Below are 12392 nucleotides of genomic sequence, written 5' to 3'. Positions count from 1 at the left end.
GCCTGGTCGTCGGTGACTGGCTCGGTCTCGCGCCGCCCACCATCAGTACGGCATCCCCGCGCGGTGCCGCAGCCACCGTCTCCCCCGTGCCCGGACAGGGTGTACCGGGCCTTGTCGGTGGCCGGCCCTCTTCGTCGCCCCCTGGTCTCCCCTCCCGCACCGAGCCGCAAAACTCCCGACGATCGCCGGAGCCACTCCTTGCCATCCGCCCCACCCCGCTATAGTCTTACGATCGTAAGTTAAACGATCGTAATTCCATTATGCGGGGAGTCAGTGATGGCCACAGATCGACCGGTAGCACTCGTGACGGGAGCATCATCGGGGATCGGCAACGCAACCGCTCGCGCCTTCGTCACAGCCGGGTTCGAGGTGATCGGAACCGGACGGAACACCTCGGGACTCACCCCGCCCGCCGGTGTGACCTTCCTCGACCTCGACGTGACCGATGACGAATCCGTCACCTCCGCCGTCCGGGAAGTGATCGAACGGTTCGGTCGGATCGACGTCCTCGTCAACAACGCCGGACTCGGCTCGGCCGGCGCAGCCGAGGAGAACTCCGTCGCCCAGGCGCAGAGCCTCTTCGACCTCAACTTCTTCGGTCTCGTCCGCATGACGAAGGCCGTCCTGCCGCACATGCGCGCCCAGGGCCGTGGCCGCATCATCAACCTCTCGTCCGTCCTCGGCGTCGTCCCGCAGCCCTACATGGCCCTCTACGTCGCGGCGAAGCACGCCGTCGAGGGCTATTCCGAGTCCCTGGACCACGAGGTCCGCGAGCACGGCGTCCGCGTCCTGCTCGTCGAGCCCGGCTACACCCGGACCGCCTTTGACGCCAAGGCCGCGCAGCCCGACACGCCGCTGCCGCTGTACGCGGAGCGGCGGCGTGTCTTCGACGAGGTGGTCGCCGCGGCGATGGAGACCGGTGACGACCCCGCCGTTGCCGCCAAGGAGGTCGTCACGGCAGCCACCGCCCCGAAGCCGAAGCTGCGCTACACCGCCGGACCGCTCGCCTCACGCATCACCACCGCGCGACGCCTCGTCCCCGCCGGGATCTTCGACAAGCAGATCCGCAGATTCAACCGGATGCCCGGCTGACATCACCCGGCCCATCGGCCCGTACCGCGCGCGAGAGGCGCGCTCACCGCCGACCTGAACAGGAGCATCACCATGGGAATCAGTACGGAAGCACAGCGGTTCGCGCAGTTCCTCGAAAGCGTGCGCGCGAAGGCGTCGACACCGGGCCTCGATCTGGCCGTCGTCCGCGACATCGTCGACACACACGCTTCGGCGTCGACCGAGCCGGAAGGCGTCACCTACGCCGACGTGGACGCCGACGGCGTCCCCGCCCTGTGGGCCATCCCCGAGGGCGCCGACCCCGACAGGGCACTGCTCCACTTCCACTTCGGCGGATCGGTCGCCGCCTCCATCTCATCGGACCGCAAGGCCGCCGGCCACATCGCCAAGGCGGCCGGAGCCCGCTCACTCGTCGTGGGTTTCCGCCTGGCGCCCGAGCACCCCCACCCGGCGCAGATCGACGACGCCGAGACCGCCTACCGCTGGCTGCTCGCGCAGGGCTACGAGCCGCGGAACATCGGCAGCACCGGCCACTCCATCGGAGGCACCCTCGCGGTCATGCTGCCGCTGCGCCTGCTCGCCAAGGGCGAGGCGACCCCCGGGGCGATCATCAGCATCTCGCCGTGGGCCGACCTCACCATCAGCAACCCGAAGGTCGACGAGAACGAGGAACACGACAAGATGCTCAGCCGGGGCATCCTCGAGTCGTTCCGAGCAGCTTGGCTGCAGGATCCCGCCGTGGACTTCACCGACCCCGGCATCAGCATCGTGAACGCCGACCTGACCGGCCTGCCGCCCACGGCCCTTCACTACGGCGAGTACGAGGCGCTCGCCGGCGAGGGCGCCGACTTCGGCCGTCGGCTCGCCGACTTCAAGATCACCTCCGAGGTCCGGCCGCTGCCCGCGGGCCAGCACTCGTTCATCCTCGGCGCGGGTCGCGTGCCCAAGGTGGACCGGGCGATCGGCCAGATGGGTCGGTGGCTCCGCCGACACCTCGGCAGCTGATGCGGAAGCCGCCCGGACATGCGCATCATCCGCCGAAAGACAACCGATAAGACCACGCAACAGCCGAGAAGACCACGCAGAGGGATGGCCGGCATGAAGGCATTCGTCGTCGAGAAGTACGGCAAGGACGGCGTACGCGCCGCAGACGTTCCAGAGCCCACCGTCGGGGACGGCGACGTCCTGGTCCGAGTGAGCGCCACCAGCATCAACCCGCTGGACAAACTGGTCCGCAACGGGGAGTTCAAACGACTCCTGAAGTACAAGCTGCCCTTCGTCCTCGGCCACGACGTCGCCGGGATCGTGACGAAGGTCGGGACCGCCGTGCGCGACGTGGCCGTCGGCGACGAGGTCTACGCACGTCCCCGCGACCTGCGGATCGGAGGCTTCGCCGAGTTCATCGCGATCGACCAGGACGACGTCTCGCCAAAGCCGGAGTCACTCACCCTCCGCGAGGCGGCCGCGGTGCCGCTGGTGGCCTTGGCCTCCTGGCAGATCCTCGTCGAGCGTGCCCACGTGAAGCCGGGGCAGAAGGTGCTCATCCACGCCGGTGCCGGTGGCCTCGGATCGACGGCCATCCAGCTCGCCAAGCACCTCGGCGCCACGGTGGCGACGACCACGAACACCCGCACCGAGAAGTTGGTCAGGAGCCTCGGCGCCGACATCGTCGTCGACTACACCAAGGAGGACTTCTCGCAGGTGCTGTCCGGCTACGACCTGGTGCTGGACTCCCTGGGCGGGGCGAACCTCGAGAAGTCGCTGACAGTGCTGAAGCCCGGCGGCCTGGCCATCGGCGTCGCCGGCCCGCCGGACGCGGGGTTCGCCAGGCAACTCGGCGCCCCCTCGTTCATGGGCGTGGTCATGAACACGCTCAGCCGCAAGGTGCGCAAGCGGGCCAAGGCCCTGGGCGTGCGCTATCAGTTCTTCTTCATGCAGGCCAGCGGCTCCCAGCTCCGTGAACTCGGCGCCCTGTACGACAACGGACAGCTCCGCCCGGTCATCGACCGGACCTTCCCCTTCGACCAGACGCCCGAGGCGATGGCATACGTCGAGCAGGGGCGTACCACGGCCGGAAAGGTCGTGATCTCGATGGCCCCCGACGGCGAGTGAATCGGGCCGGCCGCAGAGAAGGAGTGTCGGCGCTCCAAGGCACGGCCGGCACACCATTGGAGTACGTTCGCAATCCAATATGATGGCGAAGTCGGCGGAGGGCAGGTGACCCTTCGGGCGCGTAGAGGAGCGAGCGGGTGGCGCGTTACGGGAAAGAGCACAAGCAGGCGACGAGGCAGCGGATCATCGAGACCGCCGGCCGCCGGTTCAAGCGGGACGGGATCGACGGCTCTGGCATCTCGACGCTGATGGCGGACGCCGGACTGACCAACGGCGCCTTCTACGCCCACTTCGCGTCAAAGGACGACCTCGTGGCCACCGCGGTCGCGGACCAGTTGAGCGCGCAGTACGCGAACGTCATCGAGCAGGCGGCCCCCGGCATCGCCGGACTCGAGCAGATCGTACGGTGGTATCTGTCACCCCAGCACCGCGACAGTCCCGACGACGGCTGCCCCTCCGCGGCACTCCTCGATGAGATCGGGCGCTGCGCGGACGAGACCAAGCAGGCGTACACCGACGGCGTGCTCGCCGTCGTCGACGGTATCGCCGCTCGCCTGGCGCCCGCCGATCCGCGCTCGGTGCACACGAAGACCCTCAGCGTCTACGCCATGATGGTCGGAACGTTGCAGCTCTCCCGCGCCCTGGCCGACCGGCGACTCTCGGACGAACTCCTCGACGAGGGCATCCGCAACGCCCTCACCCTGCTCGGCGTACAGGAGTCCCGTTGACGCGCCGCGGTCCCACCCGGCAGCCTCGACGAGCCGCCCCACACGACGCCGCCGGCCTTTGACGCAGGAACAGCGATCTGGCCCGGCGGTCTGATCGGCAGACGTGATCGCCACCTGGCGAGACGCTCATAGCCCCTACTGGTCCAACTTCGGAACAGGTGTATCGCGCCCGGTGTGGTCCGCGCCTCGGCCGCCGGTCATACGCGCTCGGTCGAAGGTGACACCCCGGCCGGAACGCGGTTTCGGGCACACGGAGGCGATCCAGTGGTCCCGAGCGGTCTGTCGGCCGTCAGTACTCAGCACCGCAGGCCGATGACGGCCCAGTCGCGGCGGGCGGCCTGGCTGACGACGTCACCCCATTCGGTGAGGAGCCGGGAGAACGACGGGAAGTCCTGGATCCAGCCGATGGGTTCGGTGAGGTGGCGGTCGAAGGGCTCGCGCAGGGAGCCGAGATGTGGCTCGGCCTGCCCCCAGAAGCGATGCAGCGCCGCTGCCTCCTCTGGCAGCAGCCAGAGCATGACATCGAGTCGAGAGGTCCAGTCACAGGTGTCCGGCTCGACGGTCGGGGAGAAGCCTGAAGTCTGGGACGCGTGGGTGGAGCCGGCCCAGAACAGCGGGGCGCTGAACTGGTCGAGGGCGTCCCGCAACGGCGCATCGACGAAGGCGCGCAGTTCATCCCAGCGTTCGCCGGCCCAGAAATGCGCTTTGTACGAGGTCATGGTGTCGAGAAACTCGTAGCGCGCCCACCAGCGGGCTTGCGCGGGCTCGGGCCATGTCCACCCCGGCTGGAGGTTGTAGTCATACGCGTCGTCTGGGCCGAACGCGGCCTCCTCGACCAGGTGTTCACGCTGTCCAGTCGGCATCGACTCCAGATGGCCCCAGTCGACGATCAGGGTTTCCATGCACATGCCCATGCGGTCAGCATACGAACCGGCTGGCCACCCCATGGAGGCGTCGGTCCGGTCGAGCCGCTCGAGGCGCTGATCTTCTCGGGGTTCAATGAGACCGAGCCGGGCTCTTGCCGATGAGTGAGCACAGTACGGGGATGCTGCAGGGCGAGATGACGTACTCGCCGCTCCCGCATCCCAGTCCGTCGGCCCTGCTTCTCGTGCGAGGCAACCGAAGAGTTGCTCGCTACACAACCGGGCCGGCCAGCATCGCAGAAAGGTTGAGCTACCTGGCTGAACTCTCGCCCGCTCACTGCAAAGTGGCGCAATGATCAGGTCATAACACTGCTCCTCGATGGAGCCTTCGGCAGTCTCGACACCGACACCGACACCGACACCGACACCGCGTTAGCGCAGATCACGCGCTCGATGACCCCCGAGATACCCGACAGCCGCGAGGTGGCGAGCAGGTCCGGCCGGGGGCGGAGTGGACCGGCCGGGGATCGCGGCGTGCTCTCCGGTGCCTGCGCGTCGGCAGTGCCGCCGCACGACGCCGCCGTCACGACGCCGCCGTCACGGCGGCGTGGCCATGAGGGGGCGTCGGTGGGGGAGAGGTCGGTGCGGCGGAGTCGGCACGCGTACGTAGGTGTTCCTGCGATACGCCCGGCGACCGCAATCTAGGAGGGCTGCGTCATGACGCCGCTCCGTGCCATCGCGATCCCGTCAGCCCAGCACCGCCGAGTCGTCCGTGTCGCGTGCTGGATCCGCCCGACCACCACAGCTATCGGGGCCGGTTACACAGGAAGCAGCCTTCCCAATAGGGGAGCCCGCTGAGGACGCGGTGACGCGTACACGACGCCATCGCCGCCCCGTCCGACCCCGGGAAGCGGTGGTGAGAGCCGCTGCCGGCCGACGGGGTGAAATATTCCACCATGGTCCTGAAAAGATCCAGGTAGTCATGCACGCGGGGCGGGTGGTAGCCCAACTCGCTCCAGCGATGTCCGCTCGCCGCGAGAGCCGTGGCGCGCAGTACGAAGTCCTTGGATCGCGCGCGCTCGGACTCGCTGACCCCCCAGTCGACCTCCTCCAGGTGGAAGCCGACCGCACCACGGCCCATCACGTTCTGGTCCTGCAAGATCAGTAGCGCTGCGAAGCGAAGGTCCCAGGCCTCGGATGCAAGATCGGACACGGCGAGCATCAGCACCTCGACAAACGCCTCGGTGCCGCCGTTGGACATATCCAGCTCCCGGCCCCCACCGGAAAAGATGTTCGCCACCTGGCCACCGTACCGTCGGGCACGACCTTCTTCGGTGGCCTCGATCAGCAGCTGAGCTCCTTCGCCCTCCGCGCGCGATCCTGAAGCCATCAAGAAGCGGAGGCTGCCTCCGCACTGATGTCACCGTGAAAGGGAGGCTCCCTTTGGTCAACGCCCACGCTCCGCACACTCATCACCGGCAGGTGCTCGCCCACCTCGAGCTACCCGGCCCCCCGGTGGCGACCAGGCGGGGCGCTGCAGCACCGGACCATCGCCGCCGCCATCGTGACCGGCTTGGAGGTGGACGCCATCCGGAAGAAGTGTCCCTGCGCATCGGCGCGCCACCGTCACAACGCATCGTGCCGATCCCTTCGACGTGCGTCCGGCCGCCGCGGCTGACCAGGGCGACCAGCCCGGGAATCCTCTTGGACTCGACACCGTGCCGCTGCACGACCTGGACGCGCGTGGGCGGAGCAGGGGAGAGGTAAGCCAGGTCGATGCCCGGCTTGGGGGCGGCCTCCTCGCGATACATGCCCGCTCCAGAGGCGTGGGACGTGTGGCATCACGATCATGGAATCGAACGCGGCTCGGCTGGCACAGGATGGCGAATTTGGCGAAGGCGGCGCTCGGACTCGCCGGGATCTGCACCGTCCTCATCCTGCTGGACGGGACCGACGTCCTGACCGACGCACTGCGCCGCCTGCTGACCGCCGGGCCGCGCGTCCAGGCCGGCGCCGACATCTCCAACGGCGTGTTCGCCGTGGTCGACCAGCCGATCCGCTCTTTGGTCAATGACCAGCTGCCTTGAGGCATCGCGACCGACCACGTGGGAAATGCCTTCGCCGTGGAAACCTGGTCCCGGCATGATTGCCACCGTGCATGAAGACGAGGGCCATCGCGGGCGCGCGCGGTACACGCTGGTTGAGGAGGAGCACGGGCACGCCTGGGGCGTCTGCGCCGAGGTGGAAGGGCTGTTCGGGGAGCCACAGCGGGGGACCTACGAGCTGTTCGGCTGGGTTCCACAGGCAGAGGTGGGCGGTTGGGTCGGCGACCGAGTGTGGCTGGTGCCGGACGATGAGACGCTCGATCCCTGGCTATTGGAGGACGCGGAGAGCGTGGGCCTGCCCCTGGGGACAGACAGTCTCGTACTCACCGGCCTGGACGACTACGAAGGCCCACCCGAGGGACACAGGGGCCGAGTTCGCGTGCACGACGGGCACCGCTGGCTGGGCTCCTGCCGAGAGTTCGCCCGCGTCCTGCCGCCCGAACAGTCGGCGCCCCCGCTCGTCCTGTGGGGGCTCGCCCAGGGTGATCAGCTGCGGGCGGCACTGATGAAGGGCACCCGGCGGGCGCTGGACCTGGAGCAGGCCGCCCTGGAGATACAGGACGACCAGGGTGAGCCGCTCACCGAACGCCTGCTCTGGGCCAGAGTCAGCGCCTGGCGCCCATCCTCCGGTACGGATCGGATCGACCTGGAGCTCGACGGCGAGCTCTTCACGCCCGTTCCCGAATATGCCCGGCCCATCTGGGAGCAGTGGTTCGCCGGGCCGCCGGACACCCGGGGCGCCTGGGCCGGCCTCGACACCCGGCGCCGCGGAGCCTGGCTCGACCTCGTCCGAGAGCGGGCCTGCCGGCGCGCCCACCGGGACCGGCCCGCCGGTCATGCCTACGAACTCGACGGCCGACACGTCACCGACGTACCGGGCCTCTACCTGGCGCTCGGCGAGGCGGTGAACGGTCCGGGAGGCTACTTCGGCGGCTGTCTGGCCGCCCTCGACGACTGCCTGCGCGGCACCTTCGGCTACACCGCCCCCGCAACCCTCCTCTGGCGCGAAGCCGCGACAGCACGCGAGCACCTGTCCCAGGCCCTGACACCGGACGGCCAGCCCTACGACCTGTTCGGCGTGGTCCTCGATGTCCTGGCCCAGGGTGGCATGCACGTCACCCTGGCGTGAGCTGCTGTCCGCCCGCCGGGCATCGACTCCGTCCGACGGTTCTGACTTTTCCGCGCCGTGTCATTGGCCGCGATGACCTCCGGTCCGCGAGTGTTGCGGCCTGGAACCTGCTCAACCCACTTCACCACGAGGGATCCGCCCGAGTACGTGGAACCGCTGGCTCCCTGCGCCTGCGCCTTCGCCCGACCGAGTGGGAGCGATGGCCGGATGCACTGGGTATTCCCGACGGCACGCCGAACCTCCTCTCGCCGAGCTTCGTCAAGCAGCCGATGTTCGAGATCGTGCGGACCGAGGGTCACTTCCTCAAGGCCGCGCCCGCGTACAGCGTCGACACCGGCACTCGGTTCCTGGTCCAGCCGCACCTGCCCCGGAAGTGACCGCCACACCACGCAGACCGTCGACCCGGCCGACCCGGCCGACCCGGGCGACAGCGCTCCCGCGGGGCGACCCCAGAATCGGCAAGAGTCCGGCCGTCCTGCTCCCCTTCACCCATGTCGAGATCAGGAGAACTCCAGCATGTATGCATCGTCCCGTCGTCGTCGCCGCCCTGCTCGGACTGACGCGCGCCGCCAGTGCGATCGGCGACTTCTGGCTTCAGGGACGACTTCTGCGCCCGCGTGAAGGGCCATTTCCGACGACGCCCCGGTCACCTCCGAGGACCCGGCCACCATGGAGAAGCCCATCCACGGCACTGCCGACGGCCGCAAGGCGTGTCTGCACTATGTCGCTTCTCTTGGGCCGGCGGCCCAGCACCTTGCACTCGATCGGCGTCTGAGCCGGCCAGAGTCCCAAGGGTGGGTGAAACGGTGGCCGACAGATGTCGGGCATGGCAACGCCCGATGTCTCTCGGCATGGCCGGGTTTCCCGGTACCGGGACAGCTGGTGCCGTTCGGCGGTTCCTGACGGGCATATAGGAGATCATCGTCGCGGACCAACGGGGAAGACACAGGTAGGGGAATCATGGTGGCGTTCCACTTATCCGCGCTGGACGGAGTCGCCCGCAATCCGGTGCTGCCGACACCGCTGCTACTGCGCCTGCTCGCCTTCGACGCGGGCGGTGACCGTCCGCCCCGTGACGCCATCCAGCGGGCCGGGCTCCCCGAGCCGGCCGTCGTGGTGATCCTGGCCCACCCGAACCCGGGCGCCCGGATCGACTTCGCCACGAGCGCCAGGGTGGAGCCCGCACAGAGGGCCCGGCTCGCGGACGATCCTTCTCCCAAGGTGCGGGCTGCTCTTGCGTACGGACCCGAGTCGTACGACCCGCGCACAAAGGTCGCGCCGCTTCCGGACGCCGTGTGCGTCCGCCTGCTCGACGACCCCGACCCTTCTGTCCAGACGGCACTGCTGGGCTCGCCCCACTTGGCGCCGTCGTTCGTGGCCTCGATGGCCACTCATCACCGTTCGGCAGCGCGTCGCGCAGCGGTGCGTGCATGGGAGATCCTGCCGCCGGGCGAGCGGTCGGCGCTGCTGGCCGACCCTGACCCCGAGGTGCGGCGGACCGCGGCGCTGTGGGAGTGCCGACGGGACGCACGCGTCACCGCCGAACTCCTCCGCGATCCGAAGTCCGCCGCCGAGGCGCTGCGCCGAGGGCTCCTCGTCCGCGCCGACGCCGAGCGATGCGTCGCCGAGCGGAGACACCTGGCGGCACTCGCCGAGAACCCGTCGTTGCCCGCCGACCTCGTGGAGCGGCTCGCCGTCGACCCCGACGAGGCCGTACGGCTCGCAATCTCCCTCCGGCCCGAGCTGGACGAGACGCGGCGCATGGCGATCGACTTCACGGTCGGGGACTTCGACATGGGCGACGGCGTGCAGTGGGTACGGGACGGACTCGCCGACCCCGAGGTGCTGCGTCGGGCCGCGGCCTCCGCCCACCCGCTACTCCGGCGCGCCGCCGCCCAGAGCCCCCACCTGCCGCCCGATCTGCTGCGCCGGCTCGCACACGTCGAGGACCCAGTGGTGGAAAACCGCCTGGCCATTCACCACCCCGACACCCCGGAGCAGATCCTGATGCGTGTGTACGCGAGGCTCGGCGGGACGTTCTCCGCCTGGATGGCTGAGACGCACCCCCGCTTTCCCCGCGAGGGCCTCGCCGCCCGCTACGCGGACCACCCGGACGGGAACTACCGTCGGCTGGCCGTCCGGGACCCGGCCGCCACGCCCGCGCTGATCGAACGGCTCAGCCATGACCCCGCGGTCTGGACGCGCCAGGCGGCGGCCGGCGACCCGCGCCTCCCGCTCCACCGGCTCCGCGAGGTACTTCATGTCCCTGAACTGGCCTCCAGCGCAGGCGCCAACGCGGCGTTGCCCGAGGACGAGATGGCCGCCGTCCTGGACCGGGCCGGTGTTCCCGCCTGACCGCCGAGCAGAACCGCCTCACTCGCACTCAAAGCGAAAGCCGCGATCCACCGACCAGTCCTAGGCGGTTGATAACTGGGTTCCAGGTCGGCCGGGGCGGTGAGGGATGCTGTCGAGCCGGGTCATCAACTCTCGGGAGCAATGCGCAGGACCTGTGGATCGGCTCGGGTAGGACGTACCTTCCCGGGTGATTGATCGATGGGCCACCGAGCAAGACCGGTGTTCGCAGCACCGGCCGGGAAGACACGTCCGTGCTCAGCGTGGTGAACGACGACGGCACCCCTGCCAACGGCTCCTCCCTGATCGACGAGATCGTCCGGCTAGTGCTGTGACCGGGAACGTTTGCAGGGTTGAGTAGGCTGAGCCGCTGCGATGAGGGGGCGGGGATGACACGGAGGCCATCGGTCGATGAAGCCGTGGGGCTACTTGAAGGCGAGCTGAGGGCGGGGCAGCGCGCGCTCGCCGACCTTGGCACGGAAGACGTCTGGCAGGCTTTCCTCCGCTTCGGCCGACGGCTGTTCGACGTCTCGGAAGCGCCTGATGGTGACGGCCTTCTTTTCCAGTACGGAACCTACTCGTTCGACGGTTCTCCGACGTTCACGGTCGACCTGACACGGCAGTTCGAGGTCTCCGACGCCGATGGTGATCACGGCCATTACGTGCAGGTCCACTGCGAGGTCCGATACGGATCCGGACCTGCCCTGGAAGCCCTGGGAAGCTTCGACTCGTGGTTCTTCCACGGTGCTGGTGATGATCTCGAAGAATGGGCCCGGGAGCTGACCGGGCTTTCAGCTTGGACGACGGTCAGGATGCTCACGCCGACCGAGATCAGGGTGTTTCAGGAGCGGGTGTAATTGCTCAAGCAGCAGTCGTAGCAGGCCGACCGCCCCATCGGACGTGTCTCTCACTTCGAATGCGGGCGCGTTCACGTCGCTGGTTCGCGAGGACGTCGGGGTGGCGGCGGTTCTGGTTGCGCCAGCGCAGGTAGGCGTGCAGGGCCCGGGTCTGGACGATGTGGTTGGGATGGTTGGAGTTGGCCAGCGTGAACTGTCGCAGCGGTCCGAAGTGGGCCTCGATGGGGTTGGCCCAGGACGCGTAGGTTGGAGTGAAGCACAGCTCGACCTTGTTCCGGTCAGCCCACCTGCGGATTCGCCGGTTCAGGTGGGCGGAAAGGTTATCGAGGATGACGTAGATCGGAGCGCCGTCCGGGCGGGCGGCGCGGATAGACCGCAGGGCGGCCCAGGTGTGGTCGATGCCCTTACGGCGCCGGTTGATCCCCCACAGTTTGTCGTCTCCGACCGAGTAGCAGCCGTGGAAGTAGGTAATGCCGTGGGTGCGGCGATAGGTCGCCGGCAGCCTCTCCGGCCTGCCTCGTTCGGCCCAGCAGGACCCGGCGGTCGGCCGGATGCCGAGTGGGCCGAACTCGTCAAAGGCGAAGGTACGGTCCGGTCGCCTGTTGATGGCGTACTCGATCCGGGCTAGCTTGGCGTCGAAGTCCGGGTCCGGGGATTCCTTCCGCGTCTTCGTGCGTTGGAAGGAGATGCCGTGGCGGGTCAATAAGCAGCGCAGGGCCTCCCGGCTGATCGTGACCGGCCGGGAGACGTTCCGGCGCAGGTGATCGACGAGTTTGCGGATCGACCAGCGTGTGAAGGGCTTGCCGAGGGCGGTGGGGCGGGTGACGGCCGTCTGGATGACGAAGTCCTCGTCGTCACGGTTGAGCAGGCGGGGACGGCCTCCCGCCCACTGAGGGTTGAGGCATGCGAGCCCGATCTCGTTGAAGCGGTGGATCACGTCCCTCACAGTGTCCTCGTCTGCCTGCACCAGGCGGGCGATGACCGGGACGGTGCTGCCGCCAGCCGAGGCCAGCATCATCGCCCGCCTGTACCGCACCGAGCTCGTGCTGCCCCCCGCCGCACGAGCTGCTGAAGCCTCTGCCCCTCCCGCTCAGTCAGCCTGCGGACCCTGACCGGTGGTGCCATTCCCGCCCCTTGGTTGGAGATTCACGTCCAGCCAGCACAACGAGCAACCC

10 protein-coding genes and 2 pseudogenes are annotated in these 12392 nt (G+C 68.7%); 8 read left to right on the top strand and 4 right to left on the bottom strand.

What is annotated here, in order from left to right; genetic code table 11:
- Positions 1–276 precede the first annotated feature (276 nt).
- From ACZ7EG_RS25490 to ACZ7EG_RS25475, 4 genes are all read left to right on the top strand, one after another.
- Positions 277–1092, top strand: coding sequence for an oxidoreductase (locus ACZ7EG_RS25490; RefSeq protein ID WP_471083225.1), 816 nt, complete (start codon positions 277–279; stop codon positions 1090–1092).
- Positions 1093–1164: 72 nt separating this feature from the next.
- Complete coding sequence (locus ACZ7EG_RS25485; protein ID WP_471083222.1) at positions 1165–2076, top strand: alpha/beta hydrolase; 912 nt, start codon at positions 1165–1167, stop codon at positions 2074–2076.
- 93 nt (positions 2077–2169) lie between these two features.
- Entirely contained in the window at positions 2170–3183 is a 1014-nt protein-coding gene (locus ACZ7EG_RS25480; RefSeq protein WP_471083219.1) for an NADP-dependent oxidoreductase, read from the top strand.
- A 137-nt stretch (positions 3184–3320) separates the two neighbouring features.
- Positions 3321–3911, top strand: a complete 591-nt coding sequence (locus ACZ7EG_RS25475) for a TetR/AcrR family transcriptional regulator (RefSeq protein ID WP_471083216.1) — start codon at positions 3321–3323, stop codon at positions 3909–3911.
- Positions 3912–4207: 296 nt separating this feature from the next.
- Here ACZ7EG_RS25475 and ACZ7EG_RS25470 read toward each other — a convergent pair whose 3' ends face one another.
- From ACZ7EG_RS25470 to ACZ7EG_RS25460, 3 genes and pseudogenes are all read right to left on the bottom strand, one after another.
- A complete protein-coding gene (locus ACZ7EG_RS25470; RefSeq protein WP_471083213.1) occupies positions 4208–4825 on the bottom strand; it encodes a hypothetical protein in 618 nt (205 codons plus the stop codon).
- A 754-nt stretch (positions 4826–5579) separates the two neighbouring features.
- Positions 5580–6074 carry a hypothetical protein gene (locus tag ACZ7EG_RS25465; protein WP_471083210.1) on the bottom strand — a complete coding sequence of 165 codons (495 nt, stop codon included), beginning with the start codon at positions 6072–6074 and terminating at the stop codon, positions 5580–5582.
- Positions 6075–6319: 245 nt separating this feature from the next.
- Positions 6320–6546: pseudogene (locus ACZ7EG_RS25460) on the bottom strand (serine hydrolase domain-containing protein); the annotation flags it as partial.
- 108 nt (positions 6547–6654) lie between these two features.
- Between ACZ7EG_RS25460 and ACZ7EG_RS25455 the strand changes: the two are divergent.
- From ACZ7EG_RS25455 to ACZ7EG_RS25440, 4 genes are all read left to right on the top strand, one after another.
- A complete protein-coding gene (locus ACZ7EG_RS25455) occupies positions 6655–6861 on the top strand; it encodes a hypothetical protein (protein WP_471083207.1) in 207 nt (68 codons plus the stop codon).
- Between the two features lie 55 nt (positions 6862–6916).
- The gene (locus ACZ7EG_RS25450) at positions 6917–8008 is read left to right on the top strand and encodes a barstar family protein (RefSeq protein WP_471083204.1); all 1092 of its coding nucleotides are present in this window, start codon (positions 6917–6919) and stop codon (positions 8006–8008) included.
- A gap of 960 nt (positions 8009–8968) precedes the next feature.
- Positions 8969–10363, top strand: a complete 1395-nt coding sequence (locus tag ACZ7EG_RS25445) for a Mucin-2 (RefSeq protein ID WP_471083201.1) — start codon at positions 8969–8971, stop codon at positions 10361–10363.
- Between the two features lie 416 nt (positions 10364–10779).
- Complete coding sequence (locus tag ACZ7EG_RS25440) at positions 10780–11217, top strand: hypothetical protein (RefSeq protein ID WP_471083198.1); 438 nt, start codon at positions 10780–10782, stop codon at positions 11215–11217.
- A gap of 4 nt (positions 11218–11221) precedes the next feature.
- Here the strand turns inward: ACZ7EG_RS25440 and ACZ7EG_RS25435 are convergent.
- A pseudogene (locus tag ACZ7EG_RS25435) lies at positions 11222–12342 on the bottom strand (IS630 family transposase).
- Positions 12343–12392: the final 50 nt, after the last annotated feature.

It is taken from the genome of Streptomyces sp. NPDC037100, assembly GCF_055606225.1.
This window is presented reverse-complemented; position numbering and strand designations above follow the sequence as displayed.

What these genes read in the sequence shown, in the direction of transcription:
- ACZ7EG_RS25490 (WP_471083225.1), top strand. Translation starts at nt 277, where the DNA reads ATGGCCACAGATCGACCGGTAGCACTCGTGACGGGAGCATCATCGGGG.
- ACZ7EG_RS25485 (WP_471083222.1), top strand. Translation starts at nt 1,165, where the DNA reads ATGGGAATCAGTACGGAAGCACAGCGGTTCGCGCAGTTCCTCGAAAGC.
- ACZ7EG_RS25480 (WP_471083219.1), top strand. Translation starts at nt 2,170, where the DNA reads ATGAAGGCATTCGTCGTCGAGAAGTACGGCAAGGACGGCGTACGCGCC.
- ACZ7EG_RS25470 (WP_471083213.1), bottom strand. Translation starts at nt 4,825, where the DNA reads ATGGGCATGTGCATGGAAACCCTGATCGTCGACTGGGGCCATCTGGAG.
- ACZ7EG_RS25455 (WP_471083207.1), top strand. Translation starts at nt 6,655, where the DNA reads ATGGCGAATTTGGCGAAGGCGGCGCTCGGACTCGCCGGGATCTGCACC.
- ACZ7EG_RS25450 (WP_471083204.1), top strand. Translation starts at nt 6,917, where the DNA reads ATGATTGCCACCGTGCATGAAGACGAGGGCCATCGCGGGCGCGCGCGG.
- ACZ7EG_RS25445 (WP_471083201.1), top strand. Translation starts at nt 8,969, where the DNA reads ATGGTGGCGTTCCACTTATCCGCGCTGGACGGAGTCGCCCGCAATCCG.